Here is a 21308-nt window from a genome sequence, read left to right as displayed (position 1 = left end):
GTATGGAGGTGGTCAAAGTGTTACGCACACTCAAAGCTTCGTTTTTCCTCTCGATACTTTTGATATTACCGATATGTTTCTCGTTTAGCCCTTCGACTGCTTATGCTGCAGAAAGCGATGCTGTCGCAATTTCTGGCGCAACCCAAGATTTTGATTTAACGAAAGGTCCCGAGCAGTCTCATCAAGTCAAGCTTAAGGATGGGACCGTTGCAGTAATAGGAATTAAAAAACCAATGAACCCAGCCTGATATGGGACAGTTACTACAACAACGCATCTGGAACTTGGACTATCTATTACAACAGTCCTTTTATTTATCGCGAATTCAAGATCAAGATAGCGAACTCGCTCATTACCAGCGCTTGGGGACAAAACTATACGACTATCGGCTGTACGGTAACTAACGAGTCCTTTATATGGAACTCGAAACAGGCGACATATCGACTCAACTATGAATCGATGGGGATGACGTCCGGTATCGCCGTGTTGCAAGCGACCATGGAAGGCAGCACGCTCCACACCTATGCAAACTAGACTCACATCAATTGAGGAAGTTCAATGATCCCAATTCCTGCACGCTCAGACATTATGATCGCTCTCGTTTGGATTCTCGTCGGAGTGCTTATTTGGCGTATCTGCAAATGGGTTAAAAACAAGAAATAGTTGATAAAACGTATATGCCATTTATGCGATGCTTGGGGCCGTTAAATCGGCCCCTATTTCTATAGCTTTTCAAGCAGCAGTCACCCATTTGGAAGTCGCAATGCCATTCATACGATTTCGGCCCTTTAAGCCGCTATCTATTGGTAGGGACTCTTGCTGGTAAGGAGCGCTTACTAGATACAAACCTTGGCAATATATTGGTTTAGGCGGCGCTGGTTTCTTTGTATTCGAAGACTGGCTCTAGGAGATCTTCGATGTTGCAGTGGAGGGCTTTTGCTATGGCTCTTACGCTTGTTACCGAAGCTTCATTGATGTTTCTCTGGCGCTGCTCGTACATTTGGATTGAGCGGAGTGACACACCCGATTCGTATGCTAGATCTTGTTGGGTTTTCTTAAGCTTCTTTCTTGCTAGCGCCAGTTTGGTTTGACGAGGTGTTTTCTTCGCTATATCGCAAACAAGACGCGCCACACGCTCCTCTGAGGCTTCGTGCCAGGGGTAATACATATTGCACAGCGCATCGAACGGAACGGCATGCAGCAGGTCTTCGAAAGACTCGCCCAGACGCCATTGCAGATATGCCAATATCCAGCCCGTCCAATACTCCGGCGTCTTCTCAAAACGATAGGTGCGGTCCGGTATAGACCCGCTTTGATATCCCGACCTTTCGGCGATAAGTGCGAACAGCTCAACACCTGATTTTCCCGATACGACCCATGCGTTGCCGCGCTCAAACTCGCGAGCTACGCCGCTCAGGCAAAAGAGCTCAGCGATCTCGGACCCTTCCGCTCCATAGTCGTTCACGGCATAGTCAAAGCAGTCGCCAAGGTTGTTCATTGCGTCCTCGAGGTAGTAGACGGGGTACGTCCTACTCGGACCACAACTCGTTAACTCTTGGATCATCCAAATCAACCCTCCCCGCCATTAAATCCTTGATGTCGATACCTTCAGAATCAAATCCATTTACCGTGTCCAAGTACTTGCGCCGAGCGTTCTGCTCTCGCTCAAAACGCTTGGGATAAAACTCAGATCCCGAAGCCGGCTTCCAATCGCAGAATCTAATCGCCGAGAATGCGCGCTCACTCATAAGAGCATATTGAATGCCTAGATCGCCCAGGCGCATAATGCGCTGAAGTTGTCGGAGCGAAATCATGCCATTAACAAACTGCCTTGCAAAAGAAAAATACGAGTCGTCGGCACGATAGCCCCGAATAACGTCGTAAGAAGAAATATCAATCAAACAGTTATCAAGCAGAAATCGAAGTCCGTCGCGTGCTAGCGGCGTCGAGACATTAAACTCCCGGTTGTCGGCCAAAATCGCAAGCCAATTGAGGATTGAAAACTCCCCAGACTCTAAATCCAAGACCGAAAGGCCATCTAAATCAAGTTCATATCGATTTGCAATGCCATCAGACTCAGTCCGACATGCCCACTCCATTGCCATTTCCTCATGTGGCGTGCAATAAAACCCACACCCATAGTCATTGAATTGTCTGCATTTATCCAACGACGGATGCTCGACAACAACCTCCGACCCGTGCCAAAGCTCCATTGTGACCTCCAAATACAAATATCACCCCAGTGATAGTGTACCAACAACTATCACTGGGGTGATATAGATAGATGCAAACTATTGCCTGCCAAGAGCCCTTACTAGAGGCAGGCCTCGGCGATGCGCTTTTTGAGTTCGTCGATGCCGGTGCCGGTTTGGGAGCTTGTGATGATTACGTTCTCGGCCGGGACGTTGAGCTGCTTTTTGATGGCTGCTGCCTGGCGGGCCTGCTGGGTGCGGCTGAGTTTGTCTGCCTTGGTGAGGCAGACGATAAAGTTGAACTCGTTGCCCTGAAGGTAGTCGATCATGTCATGGTCGAGTTTGCTCGGGTCGTGACGAATATCCACCAGCGACACGACCAGGTTAAAGCTGCGCTCCGAGTCGAAGAAGTCGCCGATAAGTTCTGCCCAGCGGTCACGCTCGGCCTTGGAACGACGGGCGAAACCATAACCCGGCAGGTCGACGAAGTGCACGTCGTCAGCCTCAAAGAAGTTGATGTTGCTCGTCTTGCCCGGTGTGCTCGAGACCTTGACGAGGTTCTTGCGGCCAAAAAGCTTGTTCATGATCGACGACTTGCCCACGTTGGAGCGGCCGACGAAGCTCACCTCGGGGCAGGTGGACTCGGGAATCTGCGAAACCTTGCCATAGCTGGCAACGAACTTGGCAAGCTGGTAGTTAATGGAATCGGCCATGGACACTCCTTGGTCGTAGGTTCTTACAAAAGAGCGCGCTAATAGATAGCAGCGATACGGCGAACGATATCGAGCGTAATGCCACTCGCGGTGCGAGCATACTCGAACAGGTCGAACTCGCGGTCGCAAATCGCATCGTACGCCTCATCACAATTATCGCTGATAGCGCGCAACACCAGGCAATCGACACCATTTTTAGTTGCGACATGGGCAATCGCCGCGCCCTCCATGCCGACACAATCGGCGTGCGTCGCCTCGATAGCGTCGTTGCGCATGGCGGCGCCCGTCACAAAACGGTTGCCCGTGGCAATCGTGCCGACCAGGAACTGCTTTGCGCCCTCGTTCGAGGCGGCCGCATTTGTCGAAGCATCAACAAACCCATGCTCAGCAAGTACATCGGCAGCGATATCAACCAGCGCAGACGTCGAGCCAAACTCCTCGAGCCCCGGTGCAGACTCGGCGATAAGCGCGGTATCGGTATCCAGATAGCGTAGGCGTTTGCCAATGACCACGTCGTCGATATGGAGCTTGGGGTTCAAACCGCCCGCAATGCCCGAAAACACAACTGCCTGTGGAGCATACTTGCTAATGAGGTGCTGCGTCGCAGCAGCGGCGTTTACCGTGCCCATGCCCGCCGTCGTGGCGACAAGCGTCAGGCCGTCGAACTCACCGCTCACAACGGTCAAGCCTGCCTCCTGTGCCTCGCAAACGTCGCTCAGCTCTTCCTTAATCTGCATGATCTCTTTTTCGAGTGCACCGATAATCGCGATGGTAGCCATGCCATTCCCCAAACCTATACGAAATTCTCAACCACGGTATGGTACCAGCATTTTGTTTGACCTCGTCAAACGAACACGCTAGGCCAGCGCAGCTCGCGTATCAAACAGAGCCTTTGCATCGCAGCCGTGACCTCGCTCGAGCGGTCGCTCCACGGCATCGATGTCATGATGCTCATGACATAGGTACGGCCATCGATGTCGATAAGGCCCGCATCGCATGTCGAATAGCAACCATCCTCGCTAATCCAGCCTGCCTTGTTGCGCACCAAGGCTTGGTCGTCCGCAATGCCGTCACGAATAAACGATCGGGCCGTAGAGGCCAGAAGGCCCGACAGCCATTGTGACGTCTCGGTATCATGGCTCAGATACTCGCTCATCTCGCACCACAACTTGGCCGAGGTGCGCGGGCAATAAGTGGGAAAATCACTCATCGGATCGAGCGCGACCTCGTCTTCGACGCCGAGTGCGGCAATCCAATCCTCGTAACCGACACGGTCAAACGCCGCACGCAACGCGATAAACGAATCGTTGTCCGAATTAACGACCGCGGCCTCGATCAGGTCGCGCACCGTCTGCCAGCCCATGTTGTAGCCGCCATAGGTGCCAAGGGAATCATCGAGTGAGACCTGGCCCGTCTCGACCAGAGATTCGCAGACGTAGAGCACATAGAGCGCCTTATAGCTGCTCGCACCGTACACCTCGGCGTCCGCGTTATACGTCACGCCCTTGCCGCTCGACAGATCGTAAAACACCACGCCCATATCGCCCAATTCCTTGGCCTGGTCAAGGGCATCTTGGAGCGCGGCGAGGCTCTCATCCTCCAGGGCGGGGATCTGGTCATCAACCAGTGAGAAGGTCTGCACGGTATCGCCTGAGGGAATATCGTTAAAGTCCGCCTTCGAAAGCCTCGTCTTGAGGCTCGCTGTCGACAGGGTTTGACTTGCGGTGGCTTTAGATTCAGAGACCTTTTTGTTTTGCGTCTGCACCGTTGACGCATCTGAGTGTGCCATTCGCTCCGACGCGTAGGTTTTGGCGGTAATTCCGAGGATAATAACCGCCAACGTTAGCATCCCAATGGCAGCAATCTTCGTCACGCGGATGCGAGCGTCAGCGAGGCCACGCGAAGACGTGCCCTTCGTCTCATATCTGCTGCTATGCTGCGGCACATACTCGTCCCGCGATGCGTTATTTCGCACGCGGTCTCCTGATTGCTACCGTTTTATATACGAGCAGCATAATACCGAGCAGGCATTTCTTTCCAAAGATATTCAGCGGCGTTTAAGGCGTCTTTAAAGAAACCACAAGCGTTTCTATGCAAATACACCGATTCTGTTGCGCATCTCCGCCCAAAACGCAGTTGCGGTGGAATAGTTCCTGTTTGGGCGGCATAAGCCAAAAAACAAGAACTATTCCACCGCAACTTGACGGGGCTCTTTGGCAATCAACTTGGCGCCCAGGGGCACTCATTTAAGTCTGTCCCCAATGAGTGCCCTTGGGGAGCGAAAATGGCTCGCTAGCCGATAGCGTTTTTGAGTTCCGCGCGGCGCTTTTTCATGCCCATCATGACGGCGTTGCGTAGCTCGGGCATGCGCGCGGTATCCATCTGGGGAACGCCCTCGAGCTTATAGGGAATCCCCAGCTGCTCATACTTGACGACGCCCATCGTGTGATACGGCAGCATCTCCAGGCCCACCACGTTATGCCACGGGGCAATCAGACGACCGAGTGCCTCGCACTCCTCAACCGTATCGGTAATGCCGGGCACCACCACGTGGCGGATAACGACCTTAATCTTGCGACGGGCAAGCTCATCACCAAACGCCAGGATGCGTGCGGGATCGCAACCGGTCAGCTTTTTATGCTCGACGGGATCGGCGTGTTTAATGTCAAGCAGCACCATGTCGGTCTCGTTGAGTACGGCATCGAACTTCTCGGGATGCGCGGGATCGAACGCATAGCCGCAGCTATCCAAGCAGGTATGCACGCGACCATCGGGGTTATTGTGCATGGCGCGGAACAGGTCGGCTAAAAACGCGGGCTGCAGGAGCGGCTCGCCGCCGGATACCGTAATACCACCGCTGCGGTAAAACTCATGGTTGCTCTGGAACTCGTCCATCAGGTGCTCGACGGTCACCATGGTACCGCCGTTAACCGACCAGGTATCGGGGTTGTGGCAATACGCACAGCGCATGGGGCAGCCCTGAACAAACACCACAAAGCGGATGCCAGGTCCATCGACCGTTCCCATCGTCTCAATCGAATGTACGCGGCCCAGGGCAAACGCAGAGTCCTCGGGACGAGCGTCCACACCCTCGAGCGTCATCTCAGCCATTCCCGCTACCTTGCCTCTCATTGGTTTTAGCTACATAAATGCCAGAGCCATTCTAGCCCATACGTTTGCGTTTAAACGTCTCGGGCTAGAATGGCACGTTTTAATCTATCCCCCATTACCGTGACGGGAGCCCATGTCGAGATGTGAAGCCGAAGAATGCTCGCCTACAGCCTTTACGCTTTAAGCGTGAGCACCGCACCGAAGGCGGTCGGGCCGCAATGGCTCGAGATGACGCCACCGACCTGAGTCCAGGTAACGTCCTTAAAGCCCAGGTCGTGCGCATAGACTTCCATGTCGTCGCGCAGCTCCTGGGAAAGGCCTACCGAATACGCCAGGCCAATGTGCGAGTAGTCAATCTCGCCCTTCTCAACCATGTGGTCAATAAAGGCGCGGGCGCACTTGAGCATAGAGCCGCGGAACTTCTTGGTCGCCACAAACTTACCGCCCGTCACCTCAATGCAGGGCTTAATCTTGAGCAGGTGGGCGCCAAGGAACGCGACGTTGGACAGACGACCGCCCGCCTTAAGAAAGGCCAGGTCGGTAGGAACAAAGCCCAGCAGCACGCGGTCCATGACGGAGTTCGTAAATGCAAAGATCTCGTCGACGGTGGCGTCGGGGTGAGCCTCGATGTATTTGGCGGTCTCGACGGCAACGAGCGACTGGCCCACCGAGACAAAACGCGTATCCATGGAGAATACGTAGTCGCGGCCCTTAGCCGCAATCTTGGAGGACTGATGCGAGCAAGTCGTGACTTCGGAGTACGCAAGATGCAGAATGGTCGCATCGGGCTGCTCGGCATGGATACGGTCATATACGTGCGCAAAATCTGCAGGCGCGCAGCCGCTGGTCTTGGGCATTACGCCAAACTCGTTGCAGCGCGAGTAAATCTCGAGTGGATCGATGGAGCCGTCCTCGACGGTCTCGTCACCAATCGTGACATGCATGGGCACGCGCACGATGCCGTAGCGCTCGCAGAGCTCCGGCGTCACATCCGACCCAGACTCAACCACGATTACGTACTTGCCCATTATTATCACGACCCATCTCGACATTGGCTTTTCAATACATGGCACGCGCCGCCGCACTGTTGCACAACGGCGTCCAAGCGCCAAAGAGACGCCGCCCCTTGCGCACAACAAAGGACAGCGTCTCCCTGGAAAACTCCGTGCTAACCTGAGATTCTACACGGTTTATTACTAAGTGTTACTTACTCCGCAAACGGTCGCTATACGCGATAAACGGTAGCTAGCCGCGGCAACTGCGATTCATTTCGCCCAGCAAGTCCAATCGTGCCCCATGCACGGTTAATGCACGAGGCGGTAGAAATTCATCGATGCCGCACCCTCGGCATGCAACCCCATCGCCGAAACCGCCGGCGAATAGGTACGGCTCGTAAGTGCCGCCTCGCCGCCATTTGCAAAAATCTCGACAATCGTAGTGTCCGAAAGCACGCGCAGGTCGCGAAGCTCGCTGAGCTCGATCGACCTCTGGTCGCGCCCATAGCCTTCGTCACCCATGTCGAGGGTAAGCATCCCGCCTGCATAGCGCACAAAGACACCCTTGCGGATTTCGAGCTCGACCATCTTGGTGCCCTCACAGGAAACCACAAGATCAAACAGGCGGCCCGGCTCCTCAACGGTTTCACCGCCTGTCGCGCGAACGCAGTCGCCGCGCATCCTCTCAATCTCGTGCGCCGGCTGCTGGCAGAGCTTACCATCGCGCATGCTCAGCTCTCGCGGCACCGTCAACGCGCACTGCCACCCGCGCGCCACCGTCGGGCTTTCTGCCGTCGCATCGGGACAACCCGACCATCCGATCATCAAACGCCGGCCTGCAGCATCCTCAAAGGACTGCGGAGCATAGAAATCAAAACCGGCATCGACCATCGGGGGCATGCCCTGCCCGACGATTTTAAAGCTCGGCGCCTCCCAATCGGCCTCGATGGGGAACCACACGCACTGATGCGGATTGCGGTAACGCCAACCATCGGCAGGCACACCCTGCGGACAGCAAACGAGAATAAGCTCACCATCGAGCTCAAACAGATCGGGGCACTCCCACATAAAGCCAAACTTCTCGCCCAGCTCAATACGCGTCGCATAGTTCCAGTCCTCTAGATCGCGCGAGGTATAGACAAGCACGCAGCCGCGATCGTCTTTCGTACGAGCGCCCAGAACCATGTAGTAGATACCGTCGCGCTCAAGGATCTTGGGGTCGCGCACGTGCGTACCGATATCGTCGGGGTAATCGACCGGTCCAACAGCTATGCACTTCTCGCCCAATTCGTCGGGATTCTCGGCAACCATATGAATCTGGTTTTGCTCACGGCCCGTCAACACGTAGTCGTAATCATCGCGGTCAAAATGCTTGACGTTGCCGGTATAGAAGTAGTGAATCTTGCCATCGCGTACAAAGGCAGAACCAGAATACGCTCCGTTCGAATCCAAATCGGAATCGGGGAACAGCACAGGGCCGTGATTCTCGTACGTCACAAAATCCTTTGTCGTCAGATGGTTCCAAAGCACTGGACCGCCATGCGCAGCATCGAACGGATCGTATTGATGATAGATGTGATACGTATCACCAATCTGCACCAAACCGTTGGGGTCATTGAGCCAGCCAAGCTCAGGCTCCACATGGAACAGAAGCCTATCGGGGTCGGACGCGATGCGAGCCGCCGTCTCATCTTGTCCGGCACGCCACTGCTCATAGTCCGCGCGTGTCACCTTATTTTTTTGATTAAACATCGCCATTGACCTTCTCGTCTATAGGAAAGGACGCTCGACTCACACGAGCCGAACGCCCTTCCTCAAATGGACTTATCCGCACATTACACTGAGCGGCTCAACTAGAAGCTTACATCGAAGCCAGCGCCAGCGCCCTCTTCATCGGTGGTCGGAACGCCCTTTGCCTTGTTGTAGGCAAAGATCAAGACGATCGGCACGATAAAGGCGATGAGATTGCCAGCCACATACCACACGAGGGTCTCGGGCGTGACGATGAGCAGGCCAAGCACGCCGGTCAGACCCTGACCGATAGCGCGCACCTCAAAGAGCTTGACGAAGGCACCGCCGCAGCCTGCACCGATGCATGCGCAGATGAACGGAATAATCGAGTAGCGCATGTTTGCAGCAAAGATAGCGGGCTCGGAGATACCGACCAGCGTCGGGATAAAGGAAGACATGCAGATGTTGCGCTCTTTGGAATGCTTCTTGTGAATGAGGTACATGCCGATGGCGCCGCCGCCCTGGGCGATGATGGAAACCGACCAGATGGCCTGGATGTAGTTGAAGCCAGTCGTGGCAACGAGGTTTGCCTCGATACCCTGGATGAACTGATGCGTACCGGTAACGACAAGCGGCTGCAGGAACGCGGCGAAGACAAAGGCACCAAAGACGCCCATCCTGTTGTACAGGATATCGATTACGCCGGCGAGGACGTCGCCGATCAGGTTGCCGAGCGGGCCGAACACGGTGAACAGGGCGACGTTAGCAAGAATCAGGGTAACGGTCGGGACAAAGACGAACGAAACGACCTCGGGGATGTACTTCTGGGCAATCTTTTCGACCTTGGCCATAAACCAGGCAGTCAGGATTGCAGGGAACACGCCACCCTGGAAAGCAACCATGGGAATGGATAGCGGACCGAAGTTCCAGTACTCAGCACCCGTCGGGTCCATAACGAACGTGTTGCGGTTCATAAGGCTCGGGTGAACCATGACGATACCGACGAGGATGCCCAGGATCGGGTTACCGCCAAAACGCTTGACCGCGCTGTACATAACCAGGACAGGCAGGTAGTCGAACGTGGTGGCGATAATGGCAAAGAAGCTTGCGAGGTTCTTGAGGAACTCGCTGTGATCGGCGAGGCTGCCCTCCATGCCAAAGAGGCCGTTGGCAACGATCAGCGACTTAAGGCCGATGATGATTGCAGCGCCGACGAAGGCGGGAATGATGGGGATAAAGATGTCCGAGAATACCTTGAGGACCGAGAAGAACTTGCCCTTCTTGTCCGCCTCGGCGCCCTTGACCTCGGAAGCACTGATCTCCTTAACGCCCGTCAGAGCCATAAACTCATCGTAAACCTTGTTGACGGTACCGGTACCGAAGATGATCATGAGCTGGCCGCTGTTGTACAGCACGCCCTTGACGCCATCGATGTTCTCGAGCTCGGCCTTGTTGTATTTGCTCGTATCCTTGAGCACCAGACGCAGACGGGTCACGCAATGCGTGGCGCCCTCGATGTTCTCCAGTCCGCCGACGTTGTCGACGACTTGCTGGGACACTGCCTTGTAGTCCATGTTCCTCTCCATTCCTTTTCTAAATCATAAAACGGTTCGTTGCCGCTACAGAGACGCGATCGTTGCGTTTGCGCACTTGAGCGCACCGTCGGTGACGGTAAGCGCCACACCCTGGCCCTGCTTGTTGCAGAAGCGAGCGTTGAGCGCAACATCATCGACAAAGATGGTCGCGATGTCGTCGTCGACGACCAGACGCACATGGTGAGTGCCCTCGCCCTTAAAGAACAACGGACGCTCGAGGCCCATGTTGTTGACCTGGAACCACGGGTACTGGGGAGCCGGCGTGAACTCGAGCTTGCCCTCGCGCAGGTTGGCGCGGAACTCATAGGCAAGACCAGTCTCGGCGTCCTCGGCGAACTTGACCGAGAAGCCGGCAGCGTTACCGCCGAGCTCAATGTCGGCATCGAGCAAGTAGGTGGAGCCGGCATCCGCGGCGAGCACCTGCTCGACCTTGCCCGACTCGCAGGAAAGCTCAAAGGTCTCGACAGCCTTGCCCTCGCCAAAGGCGCCAAGCATGCTGTCGGGGAGCTTGGTGCCGAGCGTTCCGTCGGCACGCTGAACGATCTCGAGGGGCATAAAGGTGCCACCCCACAGGTAAGAGCTGGGGTCACCGCCCTCGTCACGCGTAGGAACCCAACCAAAGAGAACGCGGCGCTCACCATCAAATGCGGTACGCGCGGCATAGTACGCGCGGCCATCGAAGGAATCGTCCGCAGGAGTGATCCAAGGACCGTTGATAGAGCGAGACATGCGGTAACGGGTCTTGTTGCCATCACTGTACTCGGAGAACACCAGATACCACCAGTCGCCCATCTTAAAGAGATCAGGCATCTCGAACATGGTGTACAGGCCCGGATTCCACCAGTCGCCCTGGAACTCCCAGGTATCCAGGTCCTTGGAGGTGAACTTGACCAGACGACCGGTCATCAGACGCTTGTCCTCGCCCACACGCGTGCCGAGGATGAGCATGTACTCTTCGTTCTCCTCATCCCAAAGCACAAAGGGATCGCGCCAGTTGCGGTCATCGTAACCCTCCTGGGGCGGAAGCAGCGTCTCGGCGATGTTCTTCTCCCACTTGACGGCGTCGTCACTCGTTGCGTGAAGAAGAACCTGCTTCATCAAGCGTGCCTTGACCTTATCGCGATTGCAACCAGTGTAGAGCGCATGGTACTTGTCGCCCACCTTAAACACCGTGCCGGCATAAACATACTGGTCGACTTCCTCGTCGCCGCCACGCTCAAGGCTCTCGCCAAAGTCTTTGTAATTGACGAAGTCCTTGGTTGTCGCGAGTGCCCAGCCAAACGGCTCTCCGAAAGGTCCGGGGTTTCGCGTGTCACGCTGATGATAGAGATAGAACGTGCCGTCCTCGCCGTACGGCATGATGTCGCCTACCCAAATTCCCTCAGGCTGGTAATACACCTTGTGCATCCGAGACTTCCTTTCTCACGAGATACTAACTCGGTACAACTGCAAGATATGTCAATCGTTTTCATATGTCAAACGTTTTCACACCAATACGTCTTTTCGCAGTTCTAGTCGTCGGCAAACGGTTGACATATGCCGGCGAACGGTCATCAGAGGTGTTTGAGGAATTCTTTTGGCACGGGATGAACTACGCGGTTTTACCCTCAATGAGTTCAACGGGGAGCTTGATATTCGATTCGGGCTTTTCGCCGTTAATAAGAGCAATGATGGATTGCGCCGCGAGCTCTCCGATGCGATCGATATCTTGGCGTACGGTTGTTAAGTCAGGCATAAACGTCATAGTGCGGCGGGCACCATCCGCGCCCACGACCTTAATATCGCCCGGAGCGCTCAAGCCGCGCTGCTTCATCACGTTAAGACAGATAGCCGCCATCGTGTCGTCTCCCGCAAAGATGCCGTCAATATCGGGGTTCTCATCGAGGATCTTCGCAACGACCGCGCTCTTTTCGTCGTCGGGCTTAACGAACTCAACCTCACGGACAAGCGCGGGCAAACCGGCCTGCTCAACAACATCGAGGTAGGCATCGGTACGCTTATTGGCAGGCATGCGCATGCGGCTATTGCTGCGCAGGCACAGGATGCGTGAACATCCGTCATCGATCAGGCGACGCGTGGCAAGTTCGCCGATGCTATAGCTGTCGCTCGCAATCTGAACAGAGGCTTCGCCAAGGTCGCAGTCGATACCAACCAGACTCAAGCCCATCTCGGCATACGCCTCGGCACCGATATTAAGCGAGTTGACGATGACGCCATCAACCATATTGCGTCGAAGCATGTCGATATAAGAGCGCTCAAGCTCGGGTCGATTGGCGCTATTGCACAGCAGCATCTTAAAACCGTTTTCGGCCAGGGTATGCTCAATGACTTGAACCACTTGGGCATGAAACGGACTGCTGACATAGGGGACGATCATACCGATAAGATTCAGGCGACCGTTGAGCATGGCACGGGCGATATCGTTGGGCGTATAGTTGATGCGCTTCATCGCGGCATGGACCTTATCGCGGGTCTCTTGGCTAATATAGCCGCGATTATTAAGCACGCGAGATACCGTAGTAGGCGAAACCCCCGCCACCGCCGCAACTTCCTTGATGCCAGGCTTAGCCGTATCCTTAGAACGAGAACTCTCGCGAGCCATAGCACCCTCCCCCATCAACATGTCATACGTTTACATACGAACAAAGCATACCCCAACAAGAGCGGGAAGACGGTAACAGTACAAGTAAGTAAACGACTCATCCAAATAATTAGGAGAGTTCCGCCTAAAGGGTGACTCCAAAGGACCCCACATGGCCGGTTTTGGGTTATTTTCCAAAACATCCCGCAGGACGCAAAGGGCTCCGCCGCGCGAAGCGCGCAGCGGAGCCCTTTGCATGTCCGAGGACGTTTTGGAAAGTAACCCAAGACGGCCCGGCGATCCTGCGGGAGTTAAACCCCTTTAGAACTTGTTGTGGAAGGTACGCGCAATGACCTCGTCCTGCTGCTCCTTGGTGAGCGTGTGGAAGTTCACGGCATAGCCGGAAACGCGGATGGTCAGCTGCGGGTACTTCTCGGGGTGAGCCTGAGCGTCGAGCAGCGTCTCACGGTTGAAGACGTTGATGTTCAGGTGGTGGCCACCCTTCTCGGCGTAAGCGTCGAGCATGTGGACCAGGTTATCGGCCTGAGTCTCGGAAACTTCAGAAACCTTCATAATGTGTCTCCTTCGATTGATAGGCGCCGGCCGAAACCGGCGCGCTAATCAGTAATCGTTATTGTTAGTATAGCACTAACAATAGTTACTCGCCCAGCTGATCAAGGTCGATATCGCCAAAGAACACCTGGTCCTCCTTGCCGAGCGCACTCGGGATGATGGAGAAGGTGTTGGAAATGCCGTCCTGAGCATCGCGGAACGGGAGCTTGGAAACCGAAGACAGCGAAGCGATGGCGCCGTGGCTATCGCGCTTGTGCATGGGGTTAGCACCCGGGGCGAACGGCTGGCCAGCCTTGCGGCCGTCGGGGGTGGAGCCGGTCTTCTTGCCGTACACGACGTTGGAAGTAATGGTCAGAACCGAGGTCGTGGGCACGGAGTTGCGGTAGGTGTCGTTCATGCGGATGTACTCCATGAACTGGTGCACAACGTCGTGAGCGATCTGGTCGACGCGGTCGTCGTCGTTACCGTACTTGGGGAACTCGCCCTCGGTCTCGAAGTCGACGATGATGCCGTTCTCATCACGGACAGGGTGGACCTTGGCGTACTTGATGGCGGACAGGGAGTCAGCCACGACGGAAAGGCCAGCGATGCCCGTAGCGAACCAGCGGTGCACGTGCTTGTCATGCAGAGCCATCTGGATGCGCTCGTAGCAATACTTGTCGTGCATGTAGTGAATGATGTTCAGCGAGTTGACGTACACGCCGGCGAGCCACTTCATCATGTCGTTGTACTTGGCCACAACGTCGTCGTAATCGAGGGTATCGCCCTCGACGGCGCGATACTTGGGGCCGACCTGCTTCTTGGAGACTTCGTCGACGCCGCCGTTGAGTGCGTAGAGCAGGCACTTGGCCAGGTTGGCACGGGCGCCGAAGAACTGCATCTCCTTGCCGATGCGCATGGAGGACACGCAGCAGGCAATACCGTAGTCGTCGCCATGATAGACGCGCATGAGGTCGTCGTTCTCGTACTGGATCGAGGAGCTGGCGACAGAAGTCTTGGCGCAGAACTTCTTGAAGTTCTCGGGCAGACGGGTCGACCACAGAACGGTCATGTTGGGCTCGGGGCTGGTGCCCATGTTCTCGAGCGTGTGCAGGTAGCGATAGCTCATCTTGGTAACGAGCGTACGGCCGTCGACACCCATGCCGCCGATGGACTCGGTGACCCACTGCGGGTCGCCGGTAAACAGGGCCTGGTACTCGGGGGTACGGGCAAACTTGACCATGCGGAGCTTCATGATGAAGTGATCCACGAACTCCTGGATCTGCTCCTCGGTGAAGGTACCGTTGGCAAGGTCGCGCTCAGCGTAGATGTCGATGAACGTAGAGGTACGGCCGATGGACATAGCGGCGCCGTTCTGCTCCTTAACGGCAGCGAGGTAGGCGAAGTACATCCACTGGATGGCCTCCTGCGTGTTGGTAGCAGGGTTAGAAATGTCGAAACCATAGGTCTCGGCCATCATCTTGAGCTCGCCGAGGGCGCGGATCTGCTCCTGCAGCTCCTCGCGATCGCGGATGTTGTCGGCGGTCATGACCGTCGGGGTAGAAGCCTTCTGGGCCTCCTTGTCCTTGATCAGGTAGTCGACGCCGTACAGGGCAACACGACGGTAGTCGCCGATGATGCGGCCGCGGCCATAGCCATCGGGCAGACCGGTGATGATGTGAGCCGAGCGGCAAGCGCGCATCTCGGGGGTGTAGACATCGAAGACGCCAGCGTTGTGGGTCTTGCGCTCGAAGGTGTAGCGCTCGACAACGTTCTCATCGACCTTATAGCCGTGCTGGCTGGCAGCCTGGCAAGCGATGCGGATACCGCCGTTGACGTGCAGCGCGCGCTTGAGCGGCTTGTCGGTCTGGAGGCCGACGATGGTCTCCTTCTCGCGGTGGGCGTTATCGATGTAGCCAGCGGGGTGGCTCACGATACCCGTGACGGTCTTGGTGTCCATATCGAGGACACCGCCCTGCTCGCGCTCCTTAAGCAGCAGGTCGAGAACCTCGCCCCACAGCTCCTTGGTACGCTCAGTCGGGCCGGCGAGGAACGACTCGTCGCCCTCGTAGGGGGTGTAGTTCTTCTGGATGAAGTCTCGGACGTCAACCTCTCCCGTCCAGATGCCTTCCTTGAAGCCTTCCCATGCCTCCTGCATTGTGTAACCACGCTCCTAGTTACGTGTAATGCGGCGCTCTCTCACACCGCTGCTTATTGAATTCTTGAATTATCGGCTTGCACTACCGGCTTCTTCCGTTCTTCACCACACGTTGGTACAGGGAAAAACGTTTGTCCACCTTGGAACTGCAACCCAAAACCCAAGATTTCACCCGTTTGAGAAGGATAACATAGCTACCCCCTTCATCAGGGCTGTTATATGTTTCTTTTTTTATACCATTAGGGCGTTTTTAACAAATCCGCAGGAAATGCGAGCGCGAACAACTACCGTTCACCGATTTGTTTGGTATTTTTCCTTGCCTTTGTACGACGTTCACTCTAGCTGTTATGCCAGCTTTAGCAGGGTAAAGTGCCTCTGAGTAGGCTTTAGGACATGCCTAACGATCTGCCCCAAACTTTACCGGCACCGACGGTGTACGGAGGTCGCCTAAAGGTAGTTTTCTAGGCATGTCCCAAAATCTACCGTATAGGGCGCGCGTGCAGGGGTATCATCTTCCACCGAAAATAGTTTCTAGTGTTAGGGGTTTTCGGTGGAAGATACCGATTTCCGTGAGCTTGGGCGTCAGCTCCTTACCGAGTTCGGCAGTATGCATCAGCGCATTTCGCGCTTCGCGGACAAAGCCCTCGGCGGCGAGATGGCCGTCATGCGCGCCCTCATGCTCGCTGGCGGTTCGCTCACGCCGAGCGAACTCGCTGATCGCGCCTGGGTCTCGAGCGCTCGCATCGCCAATATCTTGCGCGCCCTCGAGGCCAAGGGTTGGGTTGAGCGTGAGCACTCAAAGACCGACCGTCGTCGCGTACACGTCATAGTGACCGACAAGGGATTCCAGGATCTCGAAATCAAACGCCGGGAATTCGAGGACCGCACCGCGGCTTTCCTCGAGCAGCTCGGCGAAACAGATACCCAAGAGATGGTACGCCTTCTTAGACGTGCCAACGAAATTATCGACCGCAATCAAGAAAGGAGAGATGCCGAGTGAGGATTCTCAAGCTCTTTAAAAAGCATATCCTGGCACTGTTCACAGCTATCGTACTCATCGTAATCAGCTGCAACGCCGACCTGGCACTGCCTACCTATATGAGCGACATCGTCGACGTGGGCGTACAGCAAGGCGGCATCGCCTCGCCCGTGCCTGACACCATTCGCGCCGAATCGCTCGACGACCTCGAACTCTTTATGAGCGCCAAGGACGCCAAGGCTGTGGAGGCCGTGTTTAGCAAGGCAGACAAAAACGGGATTCGCACGTACAAGGGCACCGAGGACGAGCGCGCCGACGGCAGCAAGCTCGCTGACATTATGAGCCTGCCCGAGACCGTCGTCCTTTCGCTCAACCAAGGCATCGACGCCAACTCCATGGGCGACATGATGGGCTCGTCCAGCGAGAAAGACAACAACGCCGCCCAGGCCATGCCCACCCCCGAGCAAATGGCAGCGATGACGCCCGAGCAGCTCGCCGAGATGCAGCAGAAGGCCGCAGCGGCGCAGAACATGCAAAAGCAGATTGATGCCGACGGCGGTAAGATCACCATGAAGAGCCTGCGTCTGGGCGTTGAAGGCGGTCTTATCGATCAGGGCAAGCTCGTCGAGGGCGCCAACGATATGGCAGACAAAATGGGCTCCATGTCGGGCTCCATCGTCACCCAGCGCGCCGTGAGCTATGTACAGGACGAGTACAAGGCACAGGGCATCGACCCCGCCGACGTGCAAAACGCCTACCTGGGCCGCATGGCGACCACGATGTTTGGGCTGTGCCTGGTGTCGCTCGTCGCCACCATCCTGACCGGTGCCGTGGCCTCGCGCACCGCCTGCTCCATCGCCCGCGACCTGCGCCGCGAGACCTTCAACAAGGTTATGCACTTCTCGCCAGCCGAGGTGGGCAAATTTAGCCAGGCCTCGCTCATTACCCGCTGCACCAACGACATTCAGCAGATCCAGATGGCCGCAACCCTGTTTATCCGTATGTGCCTGATGGCCCCCGTCATGGGCATCGTCGCCGTCATGCGCGTCCTAGCCAACCACACCGGCCTGGAGTGGACCATCGCTGTGGCCATCATCGCGGTTTCGGCCGTCGTCGGCGTGCTCATGGGCCTCACCATGCCCAAGTTCAAAAAGATGCAGAGCTTTGTGGACCGCGTGAACCTTACCGCCCGCGAGCTGCTCGACGGCCTTATGCCCATCCGCTCGTTCAACCGCGAGGAGCATGAGCTCGAACGTTTTGACAAGGCGTCGCTCGACCTGATGACTACGCAGCTCTACACCAACCGCGCCATGAGCTTTATGATGCCGCTCATGATGCTCGTCATGAACTGCATCACCGTGCTTATCGTCTGGTTTGGCGCGCAGGGCGTGTCCGACGGCGTGATGCAGGTCGGCAACATGATGGCGTTCATCTCCTACACCATGCAGATCGTCATGGCGTTTATGATCCTCACCATGGTTTCGGTCATCCTGCCCCGCGCCGAGGTCGCAGCCGAGCGCGTGGAAGAGGTCATCACCTGCCCCACGAGTATCAACGACCCTGTCTCGCCCAAACTGCCTGCTGCCAGCGCGCCGCGCGGCGAGCTCACCTTCCGCGACGTAAGCTTCCAGTATCCCGACGCCCGCGCCGATGTCATCAGCGGCGTGAACTTCACCACACATGCCGGTCAGATGCTCGGCATCATTGGCTCCACGGGCTCGGGCAAGTCCACGCTCGTGCAGTTGATTCCGCGCCTGTACGACGTCACGGGCGGCAGCATTTCGCTCGACGGCATCGATGTGCGCGATATGACCCTTTCCGAGCTACGCCGCCGCATTGGCTATATCCCGCAGCAGGGACGCCTGTTCTCGGGCACCGTCGAGAGCAACCTTAAGTTTGCCGGCGACATGGTGAGCGACGAGGACATGTACCGGGCGGCACGCATCGCCCAGGCCGAGGACTTTATCGCCGAGCGCGAGGGCGGCTACGACTCCCCCATCAGCCAGGGTGGCTCCAATGTTTCGGGCGGTCAGCGCCAGCGTCTGGCCATCGCCCGCGCCCTGGCCAAGAAGCCCGAGGTCGTGGTGTTCGATGATTCGTTTAGCGCGCTTGACTACAAGACCGACGCGCGCCTGCGCGAGGAGCTGGCCAAAAACGTCACCGACGCCGCTCTCGTGGTCGTGGCACAACGCATCGCGACCATCATGCACGCCGACCAGATCATTGTACTCGACGACGGTCACGTAGTGGGCACCGGCACGCACGAGGAGCTACTGCGCAGCTGCCCGGCGTACCTGGAAATCGCACAGTCGCAGCTTTCCGCCGAGGAACTGGGGCTTACCCAAGAAGAAATTGCAGCCGTTACGGAAGGAGGCGAGCGCTAATGGCAGACGAGACCAAGACCCAAATTCCCAAGCCCACCCGTCAGCGTGGACCCATGGGCCGCATGGGCGGCATGCGTCGCGGCGAAAAGGCCAAGGACTTTAAAGGCACCATGAGGCAGCTGCTCGGCTATATCGGCCAGCACAAGATTGCCGTGTTTGCCGCCGTCGCCTTTGCCGTGTGCTCGGTCATCTTTAACATTGTAGGGCCCAAGGTGCTCGGCCAGGTTACGACTAAGCTGTTTGAGGGCCTGGTTGCCAAGGTCAACGGCACCGGCGATGTCGACTTTAACTGGATCGCCAAGACGCTCGGCTTTTTGCTCTGCCTGTATCTGGCAAGCTCTGCCTGCAGCCTCATCCAGGGCTGGCTCATGACCGGCGTCACGCAAAAGATTTGCTACCGCATGCGCAAGGAGATCGCCGCCAAGATCGCCGTCGTGCCGATGAGCTACTTCAACGGCCACAGCAAGGGCGACGTGCTCAGCCGCATCACCAACGACGTCGATACGCTGGGGCAATCGCTCAACCAGAGCGTGACGCAGCTTATTACGTCCGTCACGCAGATCATCGGCGTGCTCGTCATGATGCTGTCGATCAGCCTGCCGCTCACGGGTGTCACCGTGCTCACGCTGCCGGCCGCCGCAATCATCCTGATGGTGATGGTCCACTTCTCGCAGCCGTACTTCCGCGAGCAACAGCAGGTCCTGGGCACCGTCAATGGCATTATCGAGGAGGACTTTGCCGGTCAGAACGTTATCCAGGTGTTCGACCGCGCCGAGGCGTCCATCGAGGAATTCGATCGTCAAAACGACCGCCTGTTTATTAGCGGCTGGCGCTCGCAGTTCCTCTCGGGCCTGATGATGCCGCTCATGAGCCTGGTGGGCAACATGGGCTACGTGGGCGTCGTCGTGGTGGGCGCGCAGCTGGCGCTGACCGGCAACGCCACGCCCGGCGACATTCAGAGTTTTATCCAGTACGTGCGCAACTTTACGCAGCCCGTGCAGCAGCTGGGCAACGTGAGCAACACGATGCAGTCGATGGCAGCTGCCACCGAGCGTGTGTTTGAGTTCCTGGCCGCGCCCGAGGAGGAGCAGAAGGCCGACGCGCAGATTCCCGAGAAGCGCCCCGGCCACGTGGAGTTTGACCGTGTCAAGTTTGGCTACACGCCCGACAAGACCATCATCCACGACTTTAGCTGCGAGGCGCAGCCCGGCCAGACCATCGCCATCGTCGGCCCCACCGGCGCCGGCAAGACCACGCTCATCAAGCTGCTGCAGCGCTTTTACGACGTGGACGGCGGTTCGCTGCGCGTCGAGGGCGTCGACGTGCGCGACTGGGACCGCGCGGCGCTGCGCGGCGAGTTTGCCATGGTGCTGCAGGACACCTGGCTGTTTAACGGCACCATCCGCGAGAACATCCGCTACGGACGCCCCGATGCAAGCGATGCCGAGGTCGAAGCCGCTGCACGCGCCGCACGCTGCGACCACTTTATCCATACGCTCGCCGGCGGCTACGACTTTATGATCAACGAGGAGGGCACTAACCTGTCGCAGGGTCAGCGCCAGCTCGTGACCATCGCCCGTGCCATTTTGGCCGACCGTCCGGCGCTGATTTTGGACGAGGCGACCTCCAACGTTGACACTCGTACCGAGGAGCTTATTCAGCGTGCCATGGATGCGCTGATGCAAGGCCGCACCAGCTTTGTTATCGCACATCGCCTGTCCACGATTCGCAACGCCGACGTGATCTTGGTGATCCGCGACGGCGACATCGTCGAGAAGGGCACACACGACGAGTTGCTCGCCCAGGGCGGCTTCTACGCCGACCTGTACAACTCGCAGTTCGACGAGGCGGCGTAGATACGGCCGCAGAGAACGAATAACGCCCGAGAACGGGGGCGCAGGGCAACCTGCGCCCCCGTTTTTGTTTTGCAGCCCTCGAAGCGCCTTCCCTGAGACCTCATTGACGGCCCCTCCCGAACCTTGTGGGCAAAAAAGGGCAAATATGAGTACTGTTACCTTTTTAGTAACAGCCAAAACCGCCTCAAACGACCTCTTTGCGGCCTCTATTCGCCTTCAAATTAATCAAAACGCCCGTTAGCAGGCTTCTGCCTGCCAACGTTAATGAGCATATTTATCACTTTGTCTATTATCTCGCTAGACGGATATGTTACTAGGTTAGCAACAGTACTCATATTTGGCATTTTTTGCCCACAGGGTGTTTCCCGGGGAACCGACAACAGCCTTAGGGCCCCACGCGGCGCCACTCGCTCCCGGCATCCGCCGACGTCTCCCCAGATAAAGCCTGCCAAAATAAACCTGT

The 21308-nt window shown here is 56.7% G+C and carries 16 protein-coding genes; 3 read left to right on the top strand and 13 right to left on the bottom strand.

Annotated elements, in window-relative coordinates; translation table 11 throughout:
* Positions 1-863 precede the first annotated feature (863 nt).
* From OIL77_06430 to pflB, 13 genes are all read right to left on the bottom strand, one after another.
* Entirely contained in the window at positions 864-1496 is a 633-nt protein-coding gene (locus tag OIL77_06430) for a helix-turn-helix transcriptional regulator (protein ID HJI45039.1), read from the bottom strand.
* Between the two features lie 31 nt (positions 1497-1527).
* Positions 1528-2211, bottom strand: a complete 684-nt coding sequence (locus OIL77_06425; protein ID HJI45038.1) for a DUF3990 domain-containing protein — start codon at positions 2209-2211, stop codon at positions 1528-1530.
* A gap of 101 nt (positions 2212-2312) precedes the next feature.
* On the bottom strand, positions 2313-2903 hold the full coding sequence (yihA, locus tag OIL77_06420) for a ribosome biogenesis GTP-binding protein YihA/YsxC (protein HJI45037.1): 591 nt from the start codon (positions 2901-2903) through the stop codon (positions 2313-2315).
* A gap of 38 nt (positions 2904-2941) precedes the next feature.
* The gene (mtnN, locus tag OIL77_06415; protein HJI45036.1) at positions 2942-3682 is read right to left on the bottom strand and encodes a 5'-methylthioadenosine/S-adenosylhomocysteine nucleosidase; all 741 of its coding nucleotides are present in this window, start codon (positions 3680-3682) and stop codon (positions 2942-2944) included.
* Positions 3683-3747: 65 nt separating this feature from the next.
* Positions 3748-4692 carry a class A beta-lactamase-related serine hydrolase gene (locus OIL77_06410; protein ID HJI45035.1) on the bottom strand — a complete coding sequence of 315 codons (945 nt, stop codon included), beginning with the start codon at positions 4690-4692 and terminating at the stop codon, positions 3748-3750.
* Between the two features lie 503 nt (positions 4693-5195).
* A complete protein-coding gene (gene pflA, locus OIL77_06405; GenBank protein ID HJI45034.1) occupies positions 5196-6014 on the bottom strand; it encodes a pyruvate formate-lyase-activating protein in 819 nt (272 codons plus the stop codon).
* A gap of 173 nt (positions 6015-6187) precedes the next feature.
* A complete protein-coding gene (locus OIL77_06400; protein HJI45033.1) occupies positions 6188-7042 on the bottom strand; it encodes a DegV family EDD domain-containing protein in 855 nt (284 codons plus the stop codon).
* 276 nt (positions 7043-7318) lie between these two features.
* Positions 7319-8761 carry a glycoside hydrolase family 32 protein gene (locus tag OIL77_06395; protein ID HJI45032.1) on the bottom strand — a complete coding sequence of 481 codons (1443 nt, stop codon included), beginning with the start codon at positions 8759-8761 and terminating at the stop codon, positions 7319-7321.
* Positions 8762-8862: 101 nt separating this feature from the next.
* Positions 8863-10314, bottom strand: a complete 1452-nt coding sequence (locus OIL77_06390) for a PTS transporter subunit EIIC (protein ID HJI45031.1) — start codon at positions 10312-10314, stop codon at positions 8863-8865.
* Between the two features lie 45 nt (positions 10315-10359).
* A complete protein-coding gene (locus OIL77_06385) occupies positions 10360-11742 on the bottom strand; it encodes a family 43 glycosylhydrolase (protein HJI45030.1) in 1383 nt (460 codons plus the stop codon).
* Positions 11743-11926: 184 nt separating this feature from the next.
* Positions 11927-12937: a LacI family DNA-binding transcriptional regulator gene (locus OIL77_06380; protein ID HJI45029.1), complete on the bottom strand. Its 1011-nt coding sequence runs from the start codon at positions 12935-12937 to the stop codon at positions 11927-11929.
* A 300-nt stretch (positions 12938-13237) separates the two neighbouring features.
* Entirely contained in the window at positions 13238-13489 is a 252-nt protein-coding gene (gene grcA3 / locus OIL77_06375) for an autonomous glycyl radical cofactor GrcA3 (GenBank protein HJI45028.1), read from the bottom strand.
* A gap of 85 nt (positions 13490-13574) precedes the next feature.
* Positions 13575-15626, bottom strand: a complete 2052-nt coding sequence (pflB, locus tag OIL77_06370; GenBank protein HJI45027.1) for a formate C-acetyltransferase — start codon at positions 15624-15626, stop codon at positions 13575-13577.
* Between the two features lie 550 nt (positions 15627-16176).
* Between pflB and OIL77_06365 the strand changes: the two genes are divergently transcribed.
* Genes OIL77_06365 through OIL77_06355 form a run of 3 tightly spaced genes read left to right on the top strand, consistent with a single transcriptional unit; the run spans position 16177 to position 20845 of the window.
* Positions 16177-16626: a winged helix DNA-binding protein gene (locus tag OIL77_06365; protein ID HJI45026.1), complete on the top strand. Its 450-nt coding sequence runs from the start codon at positions 16177-16179 to the stop codon at positions 16624-16626.
* Positions 16623-18989 carry an ABC transporter ATP-binding protein/permease gene (locus OIL77_06360; protein ID HJI45025.1) on the top strand — a complete coding sequence of 789 codons (2367 nt, stop codon included), beginning with the start codon at positions 16623-16625 and terminating at the stop codon, positions 18987-18989. The genes OIL77_06365 and OIL77_06360 overlap by 4 nt, the downstream gene beginning before the upstream one ends.
* Complete coding sequence (locus OIL77_06355) at positions 18989-20845, top strand: ABC transporter ATP-binding protein/permease (GenBank protein HJI45024.1); 1857 nt, start codon at positions 18989-18991, stop codon at positions 20843-20845. Before OIL77_06360 ends, OIL77_06355 begins: the two co-directional genes overlap by 1 nt.
* Positions 20846-21308 lie beyond the last annotated feature (463 nt).

The organism is Coriobacteriaceae bacterium (assembly GCA_025993015.1).
GTDB lineage: Bacteria > Actinomycetota > Coriobacteriia > Coriobacteriales > Coriobacteriaceae > Collinsella.
The sequence above is the reverse complement of the archived record's forward strand: the minus strand, read 5'-3'. Positions and strand labels throughout refer to the sequence as shown.